We start from the raw sequence: 17766 nt of genomic DNA on the forward strand, positions 1-17766 counted from the left end.
CTTCAGCCCAATAACGGTCGCCGCCCGGAAGATACCCCTCAAGGGGTACTTTTCCGGGCGGCTCCTTTTTTGGGCTCAGTTATCCGGCTTCCTAAGGTGCGCCTCTTCTATGAGGTCGGTGAGCCATGGCCGCTGCCGGCGATGAACCGTGAGACCTTCCGGAATGCCGTGGACAGCGGCATCCGTTCCTGAGGCATCAATCGTGATCCGTGCATTTCCCATGGGGGCGTTGCTGATATGGAGGTCCCCGAAGGACGACGGCAGCACGGGGTCAAGCCAAATACCGCCCAAGGAGATGTGTGTGTCGTAGCGCATCAGGCTTGTCACCAGGTGGATGGGGGTAGTGGCAGCCCATGCCTGGGGTGAGCAGGCGGTTGGATAGGGGACTGGTTCTGTGAACTGTGAGCGATCAAAGCCGCAGAACAACTCGGGGAGCCTGCCACCGGAATACTCCGCCGCTTCCAGCAACGCGGTTGCGATGCGCTGTGCTTCCTCTATGTAACCGTAGCGGAGGAGGCCGGACATGATGATGGCGTTGTCATGCGGCCAGACCGAGCCATTGTGGTAGCTGGCAGGGTTGTACGCGCCCATGTTGCTTGCCAGTGTCCGCACTCCCCAGCCGCTGAACATCTCGGGAGACATCAGGTGTTCCACCACAGAGGGGACCTTGTCCTCGTCAAGCAGGCCAAACCACAGGCAGTGCCCCATATTGGAGGCGCAGGCATCCACCGGCCGCTTATCGCGATCCAGTGCCACGGCGTAATAGCCCTTGTCAGGAAGCCAGAATTGCTGGTTGAACCTCCGTTTCAGGTCATCGGCGCGTTCGCGCATTTCCTCGGCCAAGGTGAAGTCTCCGTCGTCGTACGCGATCCAGGACCGTGCCACATAGGCGCCGTGCACGTAGGCCTGGACCTCGCAGAGCGCAAGCGGCGGTTCGGCGATGGTGCCGTCTGCGAAGTTGATGCCGTCCCAGGAATCCTTCCAACCCTGGTTGATGAGCCCGTGTTCGTTAGGCCGCGCGTACTCAACAAAGCCGTCCCCATCCCGGTCACCGTAGTCGCGGATCCAGGCAAGAGCGCGGTCCGCGTTTGGAAGCAGGGCGGAAATGGTTTCCTTGCCGAAGCCCCAACGGCTGACCGAACCCAGGACAATCACAAACAGCGGTGTGGCATCAACGCTGCCGTAGTACGCTGACTGGCCGCCCATGGCCAAGCCGCTGGTGACGTCGAGCCGGACTTCGTGCAGGATCTTCCCCGGCTCTTCTTCGGTTTCCGGATTCACCACGCTGCCTTGCCGGTCAGCCAAGGTCCGGAGCGTACCCAAAGCCAGTGATGGGTCCACTGGCAGGGCCATTTCTGAAGCCCAGAGCGAGTCACGGCCAAACAACGTCATGAACCAGGGGGCGCCAGCCGCCACCACCACCCTGTCGGGATGTTCCGGATCCTGGATCCGGAGGGCGCCGAGGTCTTCATAGCTTCGGCGCAGCGTGCTTTCGATGGAGTGGTTGCTGATCTGCAACGCAGGGATTCTGGCCACCCACTCCTGCCTCCGCCTGTCGCTGGGGGAGAGCTCGCCCTGGCTTGGATGCGTGAAGGGCACCGGCGTCCCGGCCCCATCAACGGTGGGCACTACGCTCACGCGGGTACTCCAGCTCCCGAAAGGTGGAATCTTCGCGGTGAAGCCCAAAGCCTTTGCGCCCGCGCCGGCACCTTCGGCCTGGATCACGACGCTTTTTCGAATCCCCTCCCATTTGCCGCGAATTTCCAAGGAGTTGCCTTCGGGCAGCCGGGTCTCTGTCCATTGACGGGTGATCCGGGCTTCCTTCACCTCAAAGAGGTCCGCGAAATCAGACTCGACCGTCAGCAAGATTCGGCAATCCGCCGCTTTGGTGGAGTAATTCCGGACTGTGATTTTCTCCAGGATTCCGGCTCCGACCTCGCGCAGCCGCTCCACCAGCAGCGGACTGTCCGCATATCCATCGGAACGGGGCACCCGGCAGGCAAAGAGCGCCCGGTAGGGTTCCTTGGTCTCCGCGGCCAGTGGCTCAAGCGGTTGTCCGTTGACCGTCAATTCCCATTTGGACAGGATCCGGGTGTCGAGATGGAAGACACCCTGCGGTAGCTCCGGGCGGATGTCTCCATTGGCAGCAGAAATGCAGAATGACGAGCCCTCCACCAGCGTGACCGTGCCGGAACCAAGGGGCCCGGCGGCAGTATCGGCATTCCATCCAGCCACGTCTGTGCCTCCAATCAGGGCGGAACGATGCCCCCGCAAACGGTTTGCCAGGCTCGCCTGGAGCCGCGCGCAGACGTTATGTGTGGACGTATCCGAAGCTACGCCGATGCGGCGGTGGGCACCAGAGGCCCGAAGGTCCGTTTGATCGCGTCGCCGCAGAATGCAATCCAGAGTTAACCTACTTTCCGGTACGGGAGAACCTCAGGAGGGCTATAGTGAGGGAACAGGACATTCGCTGATGCAGCCCGGCGGCCCCTTTTTTCTTCCGCCACCGGAGGCCCCGCAATGACCGACACCCAAATCAGTAGTTTTCTGAGTGACTGTGTGGTGTTTGATGACGACACCGAGGAGGGCTTGGACTTTGACACCCTCTACGGCCTCTATATCAGTTGGTGCGTCCTTGGACGCAAAGTACCCATTCCTGATTCCGCTTTCAGGACCGCCCTTGAACTTGAAGGACTGCGTGCCAGGAAAGATCATGGCCAGCGCATCTACCCCGGACTAAACATGGTAGGCCCCGCAGCCAGGGACTACGTGATGAACAGCGTTCCCGTCTGGACTGAAACTGAGGCCAGCGTGACCGACTTGACCCAAATAGACGAACGCTCGGTTCCTTCCCTGAGTTAAGCGCTCTGAGTTCCGAGTTTGTTGTTAGCTGATGCCCTTAGGATGCCTTCCTAGGGGCATCAGCTGTATAGAAACTCGAAAGAGGGTAGTAATTTGAAGCCGTCCATCATCTGGTTCCGCGACGACCTGAGGATCCGGGACAACCCTGCCTTGCGTGCCGCCGTCGATGATGGTGCGGCGGTGGCCCTGTACATCCTGGACGAAGAATCGCCCGGCATCCGGCCCCTCGGCGGTGCCGCGCGGTGGTGGCTGCACCACTCGCTGACCGCCCTTCAGGACGATCTTGCGGCGCTCGGAGTACCGCTCCTTCTTCGCCGTGGATCCGCTGCTCCTATCGTTCAGGAAATCACGACGGCGATCGGCGCCGGCGCGCTGTTCTGGAACCGCCGGTACGGCGTGGCAGAGCGGACCGTCGACGCCGGCATCAAGACCTGGGCGCGCGACGCCGGCATGCACGTGGAGAGTTTTCAAGCGTCCCTGCTTCATGAGCCGTGGGAAGTAACCACGAAGACGGGCGGGCAGTACAAAGTTTTCACCCCATTCTGGCGGACTGTCTCAGCCCAGGACTTTCGGGATCCGTTGGCTGTGCCGGACGAGGGACGAGGCTACGCTGGCACGTTGCCGGCTCATGACGAGCTGGAGTCATGGCACCTGTTGCCCACCACGCCGGACTGGTCCGCAGGGTTGCGGGAGGCTTGGACGCCCGGATCGGCTGCCGGGCACCAACGGCTCAAGGAATTCGTGGCGGGTGGACTCACTAACTACGACGAAGGCCGAAACCGCCCCGATATCGATGGCAGCAGTTGCCTCTCGCCTTATCTGCGGTGGGGTGAGCTCAGCCCCTTTGAGGTATGGCACGCGCTGGCCTCCAACAGATCGGAAAGCACAAGTATTTTCGCGTCTGAGCTTGGCTGGCGCGAATTCTGTTGGCACCAGTACTTCCACAACGCGGATCTTGCCACAGCGAACCTGCGCAAGGAGTTTGACCGCTTCCCTTGGGCTTGGCCGGATAGTGAAGGTCACGAGACTGCCGTCGAGGAGCTTCGGGCCTGGCAGCGGGGCCGCACGGGTTTCCCACTGGTCGACGCCGGGCAGCGCCAGCTCTGGCAGATGGGTTGGATGCATAACCGGGTCCGGATGATCGCGGCGAGCTTCCTGGTGAAGAACCTGGGCATCCATTGGCAACTCGGCGAGCAGTGGTTCTGGGACACGCTGGTGGACGCTGATCCGGCTTCCAACCCTGCCAACTGGCAGTGGGTGGCGGGCTCAGGGGCGGATGCTTCGCCGTTCTTCAGGATCTTCAATCCAGAGGCCCAACGCATCAAGTTCGATCCTCAGGGAAAGTACATAGCCCGCTGGATCCCAGAGTTCGGCACGCCGGATTACCCGGAGGAAATCGTGGATCTCAAGACCACCCGGCAGGATGCCCTGGCCGCCTACAAGGAACTCAAAGAGGTGCACTAGCTACTTTGCGCTGATGAATAGGGCTGTAAAAACCTCCTCTGGAAATTAGTAGGAAGTCCGAGTATATTCGGTTCAGAGATGACCTGGCTCACAGTCGCTGAGGCGTTCCTGCCGATTACTGGAACCAGCCGCACGGCAGTCATTCACGATGCAAAGGAGCATTCCACCATGGTGCGCGAGCTTTCACACTACGTAGACGGCCAGAGGATCGACGGCACGTCCGGTCGGTTCAGCGACGTCTACGATCCCTGCACGGGCGAAGTGCAGGCGCGGCTTCCGCTGGCAAGCGCAGACGAGGTCCGCAACGCGATCGCAAATGCCGAGAAGGGCCAGCTCGAATGGGCGGCCATGAACCCGCAACGGCGGGGACGCATCCTGCTCAAGTTTGTGGACTTGGTAAACGAGAACATGGACGAACTCGCCAAGCTCCTCTCCTCCGAACACGGCAAAACGTTGGCCGACGCCAAGGGAGACATCCAGCGCGGCATCGAGGTAGTCGAATTCTCCGCAGGGGCGCCGCACCTGCTCAAGGGCGAGTTCTCGGACAACGCGGGGCAGGGCATTGACGTGCACTCCCTGCGCCAACCGCTTGGCGTGGTTGCCGGCATTACGCCGTTCAACTTCCCCGCCATGATCCCCCTCTGGAAGTCGGGCCCAGCGCTCGCAGCCGGCAACGCTTTCATCCTTAAGCCCTCCGAACGGGATCCTTCCGTTCCGCTGCGGCTCGCCGAGCTGTACAGCGAGGCCGGTGTCCCGAACGGCGTCTTCAACGTGATCAACGGCGACAAAGAAGCCGTTGACGCCCTGCTTGAGGATCCGCGGGTCAAGGCCATTGGCTTCGTTGGATCCACACCGATCGCCCAGTACATCTACGCCACGGCGGCGGCGCACGGCAAGCGCGCCCAATGCTTCGGCGGGGCGAAGAACCACATGGTGATCATGCCCGACGCCGATCTGGACATGGCTGCCGACGCCCTGATTGGCGCCGGCTACGGCTCCGCTGGCGAACGGTGCATGGCGATCTCGGTTGCCGTGCCTGTTGGCCAGGAAACCGCGGACGCGTTGGTGGCCAAGCTGACCGAGCGTGTGAAGGACCTCAAGGTGGGCCACAGCCTGGCGAAAGATTCGGACTTCGGCCCCGTGGTTGCTGCCTCCGCGAAGGAAAGAATCGAAGGCTACATCCAGTCCGGCGTCGACGAAGGTGCCACCCTGGTCACCGACGGCCGGGGGCTCACTGTGGAAGGTTACGACGGCGGCTTCTGGGTTGGTCCCACGCTCTTCGATAACGTCACCAAGGACATGAAGATCTACAAGGAAGAGATCTTCGGCCCGGTTCTCAGCGTGTTGCGCGCGGCTGACTATGACGAAGCGCTCAGGCTCTGCAGCGAGCACGAGTTTGGCAACGGCGTCGCAATCTTTACCCGCGACGGCGATTCCGCCCGTGACTTCGCCAGCCGCGTCGAAGTAGGCATGGTGGGCATCAACGTGCCCATTCCCGTGCCGATCGCGTACTACACCTTCGGCGGCTGGAAGGCCTCTGGCTTCGGCGACCTCAACCAGCACGGCGCCGACGCCTTCCGCTTCTACACCAAGACCAAGACCGTGACGTCGCGGTGGCCCTCCGGTATTCGTCAGGGCGCCAGCTTCATCATGCCGGCAGGCAGCTGATGGGGGCTTTGGACACCGAAGAAGTTCTTTTTGAGCGCCGCGGCCACCTTGGCATCGTGACGCTCAACCGGCCCCAGGCAGTCAACGCCCTCAGCGCGGGAATGGTGAAAGCCATGCTCCAGCAGTTGGCTGCTTGGGCTGACGACGACGCCGTAGCAACCGTCCTGGTGCGCGGCGCTGGCGACCGCGGGCTGTGCGCCGGCGGAGACATTGTGGCCATCTATAAGGACATGTTGCAGGGCGGAACGGAAACGGCGGAGTTCTGGGCCGACGAGTACCGGCTGAACTCGCTCATTGCCCGTTACCCCAAGCCCTATGTCGCCTTCATGGACGGGTTGGTGCTTGGCGGCGGCGTGGGGGTTTCGGCGCACGGCTCGGAGCGCATTGTTACTGAGCGGACGCGTACAGGCATGCCTGAGACCACCATTGGGTTCGTGCCCGACGTCGGCGGCACCCTTTTGCTGTCACGTTCCCCGGGGGAGGCGGGAACCCATGCGGCCCTGACCGGCGCCCACCTCACTGGGGCGGACGCCTTGTTCCTCGGCCTCGCGGATCACTTTGTACCGTCCGAAAGCCTGCCCGCACTGGCGGAAGCGTTGGAAAGCTCGACGGCGGAGGCCACCGTCGGGCGCTTTATCCAAGCAGCACCGGACTCACCTCTGGCCGCGCAGGAGGAGTGGATCAACGCCGCCTACGCGCAGGACGACGCGGAGGAGATCGTACGGAGTTTGCGTTCCCTGGGGGAAACTTCGCCGGAGGCAGCTACCGCGGCCGACACCATTGAGGCGAAGTCGCCCACATCTGTGAAGGTCACGTTGGCATCCTTGCGGCGCGTGAGGGGGATGTCGCTGGAGGAAGCGCTGGATCAGGAGTACCGGGTGGGACTTCGCTGCCTGGCCGGGCCCGATTTTCGGGAAGGGATCCGCGCGCAGGTAGTGGACAAGGACCGGAACCCGCAGTGGAAGCCTCCCACATTGGCGGAAGTGCGCGAGTCCGACGTCGAGGGCTACTTTGCGCCGCTCGGGGAGCGGGAGTTGGGGCTCGCCGCCTTGGGTGTTGACGCCACATGACCACCCGCGTGTTCAGCCAGTTTGTTAGCCAGTTGAAGGAGACGACATGACAGAGAACGCAGCATCGGCAACGGGACTCATCGCTTTCCTCGGACTCGGCCATATGGGCGGGCCCATGGCAGCCAACCTGATCAAGGCAGGGCATGAGGTGATCGGTTATGACCCCGTGCCCGCGGCCGTCGAGGCAGCCAAGGCCCACGGAATTCCCATGGCATCCACGGCGCAGGAAGCCGTGGACGGCGCGGCCGTGGTGTTGACCATGTTGCCCAGCGGCAAGCAAGTGCTGGATGCGTACCGTGGTGTTGACGGGCCGGGGCTGCTGTCCGTGGCCGCGCCGGATACCTTGTTCCTGGATTGTTCCACTATCAACGTCGACGAGGCCCGGCAGGCAGCCGTCATTGCTCTTGAAGCGGGGCACCGCTCCGTGGATGCCCCGGTTTCCGGCGGCGTCGTGGGTGCCGAAGCCGGCACCCTGACTTTTATGGTCGGCGCTTTGCCGGAGGATTTCGAGACAGTCAAACCCATCCTGGAACTCATGGGCAAGAGGATCGTGCATTGCGGGGATCACGGTGCCGGGCAAGCAGCCAAGGTCTGCAACAACATGATCCTGGGTGTGTCCATGATTGCTGTCGCGGAGGCCTTCGTGCTCGGCGAGAAACTTGGACTCACGCACCAGGCACTGTTCGACGTCGCTTCCAACGCTTCCGGACAGTGCTGGGCCCTGACCACCAACTGTCCTGTTCCCGGTCCCGTCCCCACCAGCCCGGCCAACCGCGACTATCAGCCCGGATTTGCCGGGGCACTGATGGCCAAGGATCTTCGGCTGGCCGTAAATGCGTTGGAAAGCACTGGAGTTGCAGCAGAAATGGGACCGTTGGCATCCCGGATCTACGATGCCTACGCCGCTGGTGAAGGTGCTGGGCGTGACTTCTCCGGCATCATCACGGACATACGCGACAAGTCTGTGTGAGGGTTTCTGTACATGATGTTGGGTGAGAGGGAAAGAATGACGGAGCAGTACGGGAACGTCCTGGTGGAACGCCGGGGCCGCGTTGGTTTGGTGACCTTGAACCGACCGCAGGCGTTGAATGCGCTGAACACAGCACTCATGAACGAACTTGTGGACGCAGTCACCGCAATGGACACCGATCCTGACATCGGCGCCGTGGTCATCACCGGATCCGCCAAGGCATTCGCGGCAGGCGCCGACATCAAGGAGATGTCCTCCAAGAGCTATATGGAGATGTATGCGGCCGATTGGTTCCGCCGCTGGGAGGACCTCACGCGACTCCGCATCCCCGTCATTGCAGCGGTCTCCGGCTTTGCGCTGGGCGGGGGCTGCGAATTAGCCATGATGGCGGACTTCATCATTGCCGGGGACAACGCAAAATTTGGCCAGCCGGAAATCAACCTGGGCGTTATCCCCGGAATGGGCGGCTCCCAGCGGCTAACGCGGGCCGTTGGCAAGGCCAAGGCGATGGACATGGTCCTCACAGGCCGGTTCATGGACGCTGAGGAAGCCGAACGCTCAGGACTTGTTTCCCGGATTGTCCCCGCAGCTGAAGTCATTGACGAGGCCGTGAAAGCCGCCGAGGTCATCGCTTCCAAGTCCAAGCCCACAGCCATGGTGGCCAAGGAAGCCGTAAATGCTGCGTTTGAAATGGGTCTGGCACAGGGAGTGCTCTTCGAACGGCGGGTGTTCCACTCACTGTTCGCCACTGAGGACCAGAAGGAAGGCATGGCTGCGTTCAGCGAGAAGCGGCAGCCCGAGTTCAAGCACCGGTAGTTGATTGTTGTTGTGAGGCCTGCTTTGCGCCCTTGACGCGACTCGTAGCGCGCAAAGCAGGCCCCGCAACGTAGTTTTGGCATGCACGAGGATAGACTCGTTGGCACCGACAAATGGGGAGAGAACATGTCAACGGAGATCGTTCAAACCGGCCAAACGGAAGCATCCGCCCAACCGATCAACCGCCAGGCCATCGTGGCAGCAGCGATGGCAGTGCTGGCCCTCGTGGGGCTGTTCTTCGCGGGGATGGCCGTCATCGCAGTTTTCGTTGTGGGTGCAGGTCACGTCGCCCTCAACCAGATCCAGCAGCGTGGAGAACGCGGACGGGCTCTTGCAGTTGGTGCCTTGGTTGTCGGTTACGGTATCGCCGCCCTGGCCCTCGTGTCGGCTCTCATCTTTTCGTTTTCGGTGGCCCGCTAGTAGGACGCAGGTCACGATACTTTCCTCGTCACGATTCCGCCCGGGGGCCGTCCTATATAAGGACAAACAGGGCGACGACTGAGGAACGAAATGACGTGGCAATTCTGCGATAATCACCACTGCCCGGACAGCTGGCACTGGACCGAACTGGGCGATATCCCGGTGGCATGCCACTACGCGGGCGATCAGATTGAGTCTGAGCGAAGCCTCGCTGACACCTAGCTCGGCCCTCAGCTGGTTGCCCTATGCTTGTGCCACGGCGCCCGCCGGACAGTCCGTCTTGAGGGAATGCGTTCCGATGCGTGAAATGAATGAGTCGGTAGAGCCACCAGTGCTGGAGATAAGTGACTTGCGGGTCGCCTATGGCAGCCGGACGGTGGTCGATGGGCTGGCTTTTCGTGTTGACCGCCGAGAGATCTTCGGTTTGCTGGGCCCGAATGGGGCAGGGAAGACCACCACGCTCAGCGCGCTGGAGGGTCTGGTGAAACCGGTGTCCGGCCATGTGGTCGTGAACGGCGTCGAGGTCCAACGGTACCCGATCGAGGCGAAGGCTCTACTCGGCGTGCAACTGCAGTCCTCCAGTTTTCAGGCCGAGTTGAGCATTGAGCAGATCGTGAAGCTGTACGCGGGCCTTTATGGGGTAAGACTCTCACGCGCCCAGATCCGCGAGAGCATCCGTACTCTCGGACTCGGCGAGGAACTGGGCAAGCGCTTTAAGCACCTTTCCGGAGGTCAGCAGCAACGACTGGCATTGTTCATTGCGACCATCCACAACCCGCTGCTGCTGTTGTTGGACGAGCCGACGGCAGGGTTGGACCCGCAGTCTCGGCGCACTCTGTGGAAGAGGATTGAGAAACTGCGTGGCGACGGCAGCAGCATAGTTCTGACTACGCATTCCATGGAGGAAGCCCAAGCGGTCTGCGATCGGGTGGCGATTATCGATCACGGCAAACTCCTCACCCTCGGGACTCCCGCTGAATTGATCAACAAACACAAGGACGATCCTGAGGTGCTGGCCGTCGCACACGGCGCCGTTACATTGGAAGACGTCTTCATCGGACTGACAGGGGATGAGATCCGTGATTGACGATCGCAACTCTGCTGCAAGGCCCTCGCTGGCACTGGCCATGAGATCGCTGCTTCTCGCGGATTCGATCGTGCTTCTACGCAGCCGGGTATCGGTCGTTTTGAGCATCCTGCTGCCGATCGTGGTCCTGGTGGTCACCACCTTCGGCAAGGCCCAATCACGCCTTGGCGGCTCGGACCTCGTCATCGGCCTGGCCCTAATCCTTGGGCTGCTCACCTCCTGCCTGCTGGGTTACAGCCTTACGCTGGCCCATGACCGGGAGATGGGCGTGCTGCAAAGGCTCCGAGTCACCCCAGCACCAACCTGGATGATCATGACCAGCAGGCTCGTGGTCCAGGTGGCAACCAATCTGATCGCGTCCGCAATCGTAGTGATCGTCGGTACCATCCTCCACGGCCTCTCGCTCAACGCGGGCCAGTACGCCCTCATCCTGGCCATTGCCGTCCTCGGTGCCGCGATGTTCCTGGCCATCGGGCAGGCATTGGTTGGAGTGGTGAAATCGTCCACCGCCATCAATGCGATCGGCCGGGTCCTTTTCGTGATTCTGCTGCTCCTCGGGCTTCTGGGTGGGTCCGGGATCCTGGGTGACACTATGAAGACCATCGGCGACTGGTCACCCGTCGGCGCCCTCATGGCTTTCTTCTCCAGCGTGCTGAGCCAAGCCACGTGGAGCGCCCAAGACGGTTACTCACTGCTGGCCTGCCTGGGATACATCATCGTGTTCTCCTTCATCGGAATCCGCTGGTTCCGATGGGAGGCCCAGTAGAGGACGGCTAGCTGTACTGTCCCCGCAGGTTGATGACACGGGGCTTGCGTACGCTCAACAAGGCTAGGACTGCCGCCGGGGCGTCCACCCTGAAGGCAACGCTCCGCTTATTCTTCCGCGCTCGATGTCCGACTTTGCTGACCACCCTTGCGCTGCATGCCCTGTGCTGAACGAACCTCTCGCAAATCGCAGGCCGACGTCAGGGTGACTCATTCCAGGTGCGCCTCCCCGCCGAGTCGACGCGCGCACACTCCAAGGCTTGTCCGCGAACCCTCCTCCACGGAAGACGCGATAGTCCCCATAACGAGCCGGATCAAGAAAATCCCAGCACCACTCCCACACATTTCCTAGGGTGTCGTGCAATCCAAAAGCGTTGGCACTCTTCGATCCCACTATCTGAGGGTCTTCTACATCGTCCTCGGACGTCCACGCGATGTCATTGAGCAACCGGGCCGTCAACATCATCCAAGACCTTCGCCCACTGTGCCTTGGTCACAGGAACTGCTCCGATCTCAAAAGCCTCGAGCTGCACAGACCATCGGCGTTGGCGGCGCGCGTCGTGTAACTCCACGTGCCCGGCGGGCAGCGTGCGAAGATCGAAAATAGCCATCCCCAATGCTCTCACTGTGCTCACGAGGTGTACGTCAAGCTTCGGGGCATACAGGCCCGACGCCGTCGAACTCCGCCCGTAGCCATGTCACCTTTCCCTATTCACTAACTCTTTCCCCGTCACGCCCCCGTGGTTGCCGCCTCTTAAATAGGGACAGCTTGGCGACTTAAATAGGGACAGCTTGGCGACGATTTGGGGGCACAATGACGGCTGGGTTCTGCGATAACGATGACTGCCTGGAAGGCTGGCACTGGACACAGCTTGGGGAGTTTCCGGAGCCGTGTCCCGAGCAGGTTGTGGAGGAACCCCCGGGGGCGGACGGTCCGTCGATGCCGCGGCCGCGCGTCGAGAAGCAGGACTAGGCAAGCAGCGCAGAATGAGTCCGGAACGCGTGGAGGCCGGGGTGGCGGACCTTGCTCTACGCCGGGACGCCCGACGGGACCAGAGCGGCGTCAAAGAACGCAAGCTCCAGGCGCACAGCCTCGCGGAACGTCTCCGTGACGCGGGCGCGAACTTCCGGGTTTACAGGCTCGACGGCGTCGAACTCCTCCCGTAGCCACGTCACCCAGGCGTTGTACTCGGGATTGTTGTGGAGGCGGATCCACTCCGAGTGCTTTGGCGCGGCCGGCCACATTTCAGGATCCCCGGCCCGCGCAGCCCAATCCCCGTAAAGCCACTCGGCAACGAGGAGGACAGCCAGGACGTCCGGGTAGGAGCGGGTAGTCAGGGCGGCACGCATGAGGGCATCGAAGTCGCGGGTGACTTTTCCCAGTGCGGGCCCGGTCCGGTCAGCCTCCGCAACGTTTAGTTCATTGAAGCAGTCTTGGAAGTACGTGTTCTCGTCCGATGCGAATGCGCCCAGGACCCGCGCGAACACCAACCGTGAGGATAACGACGGCGCGGAGGCAACTGCTTGCCCGAGGAGTGCAGTGAAGGCATCGCAGAACTGGTAATCCTGCACAAGGTATCGCCGAAGGTTGTCCTCGGAAAGATTCCCGCCGAGCAACTGATCCACAAAGGGATGCTTGATCGCGGCGTCCCAATTCTTGATGCACTCGTGCTTGAGTTCTTCGGCAAAGCCCACGTGTTTCCTCCTGAAGTATCAGTACCGCACCCTAGCAGCCACCGCGGACTTCGGACAGCACGACGCCGGCCGGACAGTCAGACTGTCCGGCCGGCGTCGTTGTTTCTTGGGCGATGTGCCCTTCAGCAGACTTTCCGGCCCCTTTCCGCTTTCATTGGATCCGGCCAGTTGCCGACGAAGTCGGGCCAAAAGCCGATTCGTTGGCTGGCGGATGCCTTTGCGTGGTTGCGGGCGGGGATCTGGATCTTGCGAAGCATGAGTGCCTCCTGGCTGATGAAATGCCTGCGACGGTCGCCGCAGGTGGTGATGCCTGCCAAAGCAGGAATCACCGCATCAGTCAGGTCGGGACCCTGGATCGAACGAAGGTTGTGGTGCTGCGCTTCGCTGCCGGTCCGTCACAGGTCCGGCTCGCGGCGGCGGCAGTGGTGAGAGGACGTCCGGGATGTCGGATGATCCGGGGGCGGAAGTGCTTGGGCCGCGGGCTCCGGATGAGCCTGCAGCACTTGGCGTCAAGGCGGGATGAAGTGGCGGGTCCGGAACGGGATTCACGGGGCCTGGCATTAGGGCGGCCGGGACGCCCACTGGGTCAAGCATTGAAAAGGGCCCGGGGAGCGTGATGCCTCCGAGCAGAGGTGCCCCGGCTTGCGTGGTTTGGAGTACGACGGCGAGGGGCAGCGTGGGGGCGCTTGCCGGCGAGGTAGTGGCTTCCCCGAAGGTCGGCACCGTAGGCGAGGCAACGCCGTCGAGCTGGTTTGGCGACTGGGTTGGCAACTGGTTTGGCAGGGGCTCCGGTAGCGGGCCTGGCAGCTGAGGAAGTGGAGGGCCGGTCAGCCCGGGCAACTCCGGCGCATCGGGTAAGCCCGGCAACGCGGGCACCGGGAGTATGTCAGGTACTTCGGGCAGGAGGCCCGGGACATCCTCCACTGGAAGTAACCCCTGTACCTCGGGAACCACGACGTCGAGGGGAGCTTCCGGGACGGTCACTGCAGGCAGCGTGGGAACAACAGGAACCTCAGGCAGTGCCGGAACCTCGGGTATCGGCTCAAGACTGGAGGCCACTGAATCAACAGCGTCTTCAACGGATGTGATCGACGGGGCCTGCAAAGTCTGGGTGAGCGAGGTGGAGCCGCTGGGCAGCGGCGGAATGACGGGCACAATGTCCGTCGCTGCTGCGGAAGGCCCGGCCAGCCAGACCATCCATGCGGATGAACCCAGCATGGCCAACAGGAAAGGGCGCAGAAGTACGCTGCGGCGTTGTCCCGGGTCCTTGGCCATGCTCCACCCCCACTGCGGCAATGGAATCTCAGGATACGCTCGCGAGCGCCTTCAGTCACTCCTCGGTGAAATCCCCGGCATCCCTGCGGAAGGTCCCGAGGACGCGGATGAGGTGATCGACGTCGTCGGCCCCGAAGCCCGAGTTGCCGAAAACTTCAGAGTTGAGGGCCGCCGTCGCCTTCTTCGCCAGGGTGCGGCCTTCTGCGGTGAGTTCGATCAGCGTGGTGCGTCCGTCGGTTGGGTGTGGGGAACGGGCCACCAGGCCCGCCTTTTCGAGACGATCGACGGCGTTGGTCACCGAGGTGGGATGCACCTGCAGGAGCGCACTCGCCTTGTTCATGGGGAGTGCGCCGCTGCGGGCGAAACTCAGCAGCGCGAGGAGTTCGTAGCGTGCGAACGTCAGTCCGAACGGTTTGAGGACCGTCTCGATGCGTGCAAGCAGGATCTGCTGGGTGCGCATGATCGCTGTGATGGCAGCCATGGGCGCGGCAACATCGCCCCAACCATGCCGCTCCCAGTTTCGTTGGGCGTCGGCGATGGGGTCGCGGGGGAGTGGGGTGCCCATGGGCCTCCTTCATTGCTCGGGTGGCTAGTCTTTCAGATTCGGGAACTCTTCCTCGGTGTACTCCAGGCCGAGACCGGCCGGCAGCGGTCCGCTGCCGTGGCGCGCCACTTCCGTGCCGCGTAGTTCCACGCGCCTGATCTTGCCTGAAATGGTCTTGGGCAGTTCGCCGAATTCGAGTCGCCGGATCCGTTTGAAGGGCGCCAGGTGCTCCCGACAGTATCGCAGGATGTCCTCGGCAACGGCAGGTCCGGGTTCGTAGCCGGCGGCGAGCACCACAAACGCTTTCGGCACCGAAAGCTTCACGGGGTCAGGCGAAGGTACGACGGCGGCCTCCGCCACTGCGGGGTGTTCAATCAGTACGCTTTCGAGTTCGAAGGGCGACAAACGGTAGTCGGAGGATTTGAAGACGTCGTCGTCCCGGCCGACATAAGTGATGACGCCGTCGGCGTCCCGGCTCGCCATATCCCCGGTGTGGTAGTAACCGTCGCGGAACGCTTCTGCTGTTTTCGCTTCATCGCCGAAGTAACTCTTCATGAGCCCCACGGGCCGGGGGTCCAAGCGGAGGCAGAGTTCGCCGTCGTCGGCTTCCTTACCGGTGAGCGGGTCCACAAGGACGACGTCGTACCCGGGCAGCGGGCGTCCCATGGAACCGATCTTCACCGGCTGTGCCGGCGTGTTCGCGATCTGGACGGTGGATTCGGTCTGGCCGAAACCGTCGCGGATGGTGACGCCCCAGGCTTCCTCCACCTGGCCGATGACTTCCGCATTCAGCGGTTCGCCGGCGGACACCACCTTATGGGGCGGCGAGGCCAGTTGCGTGAGGTCTGCCTGGATGAGCATGCGCCAGACGGTTGGCGGCGCGCAGAAACTCGTGACTCGTTCGCGGCCCATTTGGTCCATGAGGGCGGCCGCATTGAAGCGTTCGTAGTTGTAGATGAAGACGCAGGCCTCGGCGATCCAGGGCGTGAAGACGTTGGACCAGGCGTGCTTGGCCCAGCCGGGCGAGGCGACATTGAGGTGCACGTCGCCCGGTTCAAGGCCGATCCAGTACATCGTGGAAAGGTGGCCCACGGGGTAGGAGGTGTGGGTGTGCTCCACGAGCTTGGCCCGCGAAGTGGTGCCGGACGTGAAGTAGAGCAGCATTGTCTCGTCCGCCTTGGTGGGGGCGTCGGGCGTGAACTCTTGCGGTGCGGAGAATGAATCTGCATACTGCGTGGCTTCGGCATTGGCCGGTTCCCCGCCGATCTCGATCAGCGTGTAATCGCCCTCCACAGCGGTGAACTTCCCAATGTTGGCGCTACCCACGGCCACCCAGTTTGCGCCGCCGCGTTCTACCCGGTCTTGAAGATCCCGGGCGCCCATGAGGGTGGTGGTGGGGATCATGACGATGCCCAGCTTGATGCCGGCCAGCATGAGCTCCCATAGCTCCACCTGGTTGCCGAGCATGATGATCATGTGGTCCCCGCGCTTGACGCCCTCGTTGCGCAGCCAGTTGGCAAGTTGGGAGGACCGCTTTGAAAGGTCCGCGAACGTGCGCCGTGTGGAACTGCCGTCCTGCTCCACGATGACCAGTGCCGGTTTGTTTCCCCGTTCCGGATCCGCAGCGATCTGGTCGAACCAATCCAGGGCGAAGTTGAATTCGTCAAAACGTGGCCATTCGAATTCCTTGTGGGCCTGCCTGTAATCCTCGCGCAGTTCCAGCAGCCGGTCACGGGCCGCACGGAAGTCTTCTGTGACTGTCATAGTCCGCCTTTCGCTGGGGAATACTGCCTCGGCGCCGTCGCCGGAGCATCCCGCCTAGTGGTCCACATCACCTTGCAATATACTAGGACATCCAAGGGTTTGGAAGAGCCTGCGTTGGACATGACGAAGGGGTCAAATGCTCGACGAAAAAGCAGCTGCCGGCACCGTTACCAGCGGCGAACCGACACAGAAAGTCCTCCCTCCTTATCCGGAGGCGGACCTGATGCACGTGGTAGACCTGCTTCCTGCGGGGGAGCGGGTGCGGTACGCGGAGGTGCGGGAGTTCCTCCAAACGCGGATCCGCGCCGCCAGCATCGAATACTGGAACCGAGAAGAGTTCCCGTTCGGGCTCCTGGCCGAGATGGCCAAATATGGGCTCGGCGGGCTGCAGACCGACGGCTCCTCCAAGCTGTTCAAGGGCCTCATGTACACCGAGATTGCCCGGGCAGACGTGTCGCTTTCCGCGCTGGTGGGGATCCACAACGAACTCATCGTCGGCATGATCCATGAACTTGGCTCTCCCGAACAAAAGCGGAAGTGGCTGCCCGGGCTGGAGGCCTTTACCCGGCTGGGCGCCTTCGCGCTCACGGAACCGGACCACGGATCGGACATCGCCGGAGGACTCTCGACGACGGCGCGACGCGACGGCGGCGAATGGGTCATCAACGGTGCCAAGCGCTGGATTGGGGCCGGCACGATTGCCGACTTCGCCTTGGTGTGGGCCCGTGATGTGTCTGATCACCAGATCAAGGGCTTCATCGTGGAGGCGGACCGGGCAGGCTACTCGGCCACCAAGATCACCAACAAGATCGGCCTCCGCATCATGCAGAATGCGGACATCACGCTGGACGACGTCCGGATTCCCGTGGATAACATGCTGCCCGGCGCCACGGCGTTTTCGCGGGCCAATGACCTGCTGCGGGATTCGCGGGCCTGGGTTGGTTGGCAGGCTGCAGGCATCCAATTGGCGGCCTTCGATATTGCCCGCTCCTACGCGCTGGAACGCAAGCAGTTCGGCAAGGAATTGGCCAGGTTCCAGCTCATCCAGCAGCAACTTGCGGACATCCTGGGCAACGCCAATGCCTCACTGTCCTTGATGGTGGAACTCGCACGTATCCAACAAGCGGGCAAGCTGGAAATGGTGCAGGCCGCGATGTGCAAGGCGACCACCACACGCTTGGCGCGCTCGTCCGTGGCTATCGGCCGATCCCTGATGGGCGGAAACGGCATCACCACGGATTACGAGATGGGCAAGCTCTTTGGCGACGCCGAAATCCTGTACACCTACGAGGGCAGTTACGAGATCAACTCCATGATCGTGGCCAGGGCGGTAACGGGAAAGTCGGCGTTCGTCTAAATCGACAAT

19 protein-coding genes are annotated in these 17766 nt (G+C 62.3%); 11 read left to right on the forward strand and 8 right to left on the reverse strand.

The features are described from left to right. Nucleotides 1–75: 75 nt before the first annotated feature. Nucleotides 76–2235 (reverse strand): glycogen debranching N-terminal domain-containing protein, encoded by a 2160-nt coding sequence (locus ACFX4T_RS15150; protein ID WP_377652559.1) that lies wholly within the window; start codon nucleotides 2233–2235, stop codon nucleotides 76–78. A gap of 285 nt (nucleotides 2236–2520) precedes the next feature. On the opposite strand from ACFX4T_RS15150, the gene ACFX4T_RS15155 reads away from it, so the two are divergent. The 10 genes from ACFX4T_RS15155 to ACFX4T_RS15200 all read left to right on the forward strand — a co-directional run bounded on the left by ACFX4T_RS15155 (nucleotide 2521) and on the right by ACFX4T_RS15200 (nucleotide 11123). Beyond that, a complete protein-coding gene (locus tag ACFX4T_RS15155) occupies nucleotides 2521–2862 on the forward strand; it encodes a hypothetical protein (protein WP_223947742.1) in 342 nt (113 codons plus the stop codon). Nucleotides 2863–2955: 93 nt separating this feature from the next. Then, complete coding sequence (locus ACFX4T_RS15160; protein WP_377652560.1) at nucleotides 2956–4326, forward strand: cryptochrome/photolyase family protein; 1371 nt, start codon at nucleotides 2956–2958, stop codon at nucleotides 4324–4326. Nucleotides 4327–4494: 168 nt separating this feature from the next. Then, a complete protein-coding gene (locus ACFX4T_RS15165) occupies nucleotides 4495–5994 on the forward strand; it encodes a CoA-acylating methylmalonate-semialdehyde dehydrogenase (protein ID WP_216922823.1) in 1500 nt (499 codons plus the stop codon). Beyond that, entirely contained in the window at nucleotides 5994–7064 is a 1071-nt protein-coding gene (locus ACFX4T_RS15170) for an enoyl-CoA hydratase/isomerase family protein (RefSeq protein ID WP_377652561.1), read from the forward strand. The genes ACFX4T_RS15165 and ACFX4T_RS15170 overlap by 1 nt, the downstream gene beginning before the upstream one ends. 46 nt (nucleotides 7065–7110) lie before the next feature. Beyond that, a complete protein-coding gene (mmsB, locus tag ACFX4T_RS15175; RefSeq protein ID WP_377652562.1) occupies nucleotides 7111–8034 on the forward strand; it encodes a 3-hydroxyisobutyrate dehydrogenase in 924 nt (307 codons plus the stop codon). Nucleotides 8035–8070: 36 nt separating this feature from the next. Further along, nucleotides 8071–8850, forward strand: coding sequence for an enoyl-CoA hydratase (locus tag ACFX4T_RS15180; RefSeq protein WP_377652563.1), 780 nt, complete (start codon nucleotides 8071–8073; stop codon nucleotides 8848–8850). Nucleotides 8851–8976: 126 nt separating this feature from the next. Further along, nucleotides 8977–9270 (forward strand): DUF4190 domain-containing protein, encoded by a 294-nt coding sequence (locus ACFX4T_RS15185; protein ID WP_216922199.1) that lies wholly within the window; start codon nucleotides 8977–8979, stop codon nucleotides 9268–9270. 90 nt (nucleotides 9271–9360) lie between these two features. Beyond that, complete coding sequence (locus tag ACFX4T_RS15190) at nucleotides 9361–9492, forward strand: hypothetical protein (protein ID WP_377652564.1); 132 nt, start codon at nucleotides 9361–9363, stop codon at nucleotides 9490–9492. 76 nt (nucleotides 9493–9568) lie between these two features. Continuing rightward, on the forward strand, nucleotides 9569–10357 hold the full coding sequence (locus ACFX4T_RS15195) for an ABC transporter ATP-binding protein (protein WP_377652565.1): 789 nt from the start codon (nucleotides 9569–9571) through the stop codon (nucleotides 10355–10357). Beyond that, entirely contained in the window at nucleotides 10350–11123 is a 774-nt protein-coding gene (locus tag ACFX4T_RS15200) for an ABC transporter permease (protein WP_377652566.1), read from the forward strand. The genes ACFX4T_RS15195 and ACFX4T_RS15200 overlap by 8 nt, the downstream gene beginning before the upstream one ends. 63 nt (nucleotides 11124–11186) lie before the next feature. Here the strand turns inward: ACFX4T_RS15200 and ACFX4T_RS15205 are convergent, their stop codons facing one another. The 7 genes from ACFX4T_RS15205 to ACFX4T_RS15235 all read right to left on the reverse strand — a co-directional run bounded on the left by ACFX4T_RS15205 (nucleotide 11187) and on the right by ACFX4T_RS15235 (nucleotide 16400). After that, nucleotides 11187–11588: a formylglycine-generating enzyme family protein gene (locus tag ACFX4T_RS15205; protein WP_377652567.1), complete on the reverse strand. Its 402-nt coding sequence runs from the start codon at nucleotides 11586–11588 to the stop codon at nucleotides 11187–11189. Then, nucleotides 11560–11757, reverse strand: a complete 198-nt coding sequence (locus tag ACFX4T_RS15210) for a hypothetical protein (RefSeq protein WP_308169273.1) — start codon at nucleotides 11755–11757, stop codon at nucleotides 11560–11562. Before ACFX4T_RS15210 ends, ACFX4T_RS15205 begins: the two co-directional genes overlap by 29 nt. A 394-nt stretch (nucleotides 11758–12151) precedes the next feature. Then, nucleotides 12152–12817 carry a TenA family protein gene (locus tag ACFX4T_RS15215; protein WP_377652568.1) on the reverse strand — a complete coding sequence of 222 codons (666 nt, stop codon included), beginning with the start codon at nucleotides 12815–12817 and terminating at the stop codon, nucleotides 12152–12154. 122 nt (nucleotides 12818–12939) lie between these two features. Next, nucleotides 12940–13146, reverse strand: coding sequence for a hypothetical protein (locus tag ACFX4T_RS15220; protein WP_377652569.1), 207 nt, complete (start codon nucleotides 13144–13146; stop codon nucleotides 12940–12942). A 4-nt stretch (nucleotides 13147–13150) separates the two neighbouring features. Then, on the reverse strand, nucleotides 13151–14092 hold the full coding sequence (locus tag ACFX4T_RS15225) for a hypothetical protein (RefSeq protein ID WP_377652570.1): 942 nt from the start codon (nucleotides 14090–14092) through the stop codon (nucleotides 13151–13153). Nucleotides 14093–14147: 55 nt separating this feature from the next. Next, nucleotides 14148–14657, reverse strand: a complete 510-nt coding sequence (locus ACFX4T_RS15230; RefSeq protein WP_223947755.1) for a MarR family winged helix-turn-helix transcriptional regulator — start codon at nucleotides 14655–14657, stop codon at nucleotides 14148–14150. 24 nt (nucleotides 14658–14681) lie between these two features. After that, nucleotides 14682–16400: an AMP-binding protein gene (locus tag ACFX4T_RS15235; RefSeq protein ID WP_377652571.1), complete on the reverse strand. Its 1719-nt coding sequence runs from the start codon at nucleotides 16398–16400 to the stop codon at nucleotides 14682–14684. A 136-nt stretch (nucleotides 16401–16536) separates the two neighbouring features. Here ACFX4T_RS15235 and ACFX4T_RS15240 point away from each other — a divergent pair, with 136 nt between their 5' ends. Then, entirely contained in the window at nucleotides 16537–17757 is a 1221-nt protein-coding gene (locus ACFX4T_RS15240) for an acyl-CoA dehydrogenase family protein (RefSeq protein WP_377652572.1), read from the forward strand. Nucleotides 17758–17766: the final 9 nt, after the last annotated feature.

This window comes from Paenarthrobacter sp. YIM B13468, from assembly GCF_042788025.1.
Lineage (GTDB): Bacteria > Actinomycetota > Actinomycetes > Actinomycetales > Micrococcaceae > Arthrobacter > Arthrobacter aromaticivorans.

Coding starts and splice junctions, on each gene's coding strand:
- ACFX4T_RS15195 (WP_377652565.1), top strand. CDS start 9,569: ATGCGTGAAATGAATGAGTCGGTAGAGCCACCAGTGCTGGAGATAAGT.
- ACFX4T_RS15235 (WP_377652571.1), bottom strand. CDS start 16,400: ATGACAGTCACAGAAGACTTCCGTGCGGCCCGTGACCGGCTGCTGGAA.
- ACFX4T_RS15190 (WP_377652564.1), top strand. CDS start 9,361: ATGACGTGGCAATTCTGCGATAATCACCACTGCCCGGACAGCTGGCAC.
- ACFX4T_RS15205 (WP_377652567.1), bottom strand. CDS start 11,588: ATGATGTTGACGGCCCGGTTGCTCAATGACATCGCGTGGACGTCCGAG.
- ACFX4T_RS15165 (WP_216922823.1), top strand. CDS start 4,495: ATGGTGCGCGAGCTTTCACACTACGTAGACGGCCAGAGGATCGACGGC.
- ACFX4T_RS15155 (WP_223947742.1), top strand. CDS start 2,521: ATGACCGACACCCAAATCAGTAGTTTTCTGAGTGACTGTGTGGTGTTT.
- ACFX4T_RS15180 (WP_377652563.1), top strand. CDS start 8,071: ATGACGGAGCAGTACGGGAACGTCCTGGTGGAACGCCGGGGCCGCGTT.
- ACFX4T_RS15225 (WP_377652570.1), bottom strand. CDS start 14,092: ATGGCCAAGGACCCGGGACAACGCCGCAGCGTACTTCTGCGCCCTTTC.
- mmsB (WP_377652562.1), top strand. CDS start 7,111: ATGACAGAGAACGCAGCATCGGCAACGGGACTCATCGCTTTCCTCGGA.
- ACFX4T_RS15170 (WP_377652561.1), top strand. CDS start 5,994: ATGGGGGCTTTGGACACCGAAGAAGTTCTTTTTGAGCGCCGCGGCCAC.
- ACFX4T_RS15240 (WP_377652572.1), top strand. CDS start 16,537: ATGCTCGACGAAAAAGCAGCTGCCGGCACCGTTACCAGCGGCGAACCG.
- ACFX4T_RS15230 (WP_223947755.1), bottom strand. CDS start 14,657: ATGGGCACCCCACTCCCCCGCGACCCCATCGCCGACGCCCAACGAAAC.
- ACFX4T_RS15185 (WP_216922199.1), top strand. CDS start 8,977: ATGTCAACGGAGATCGTTCAAACCGGCCAAACGGAAGCATCCGCCCAA.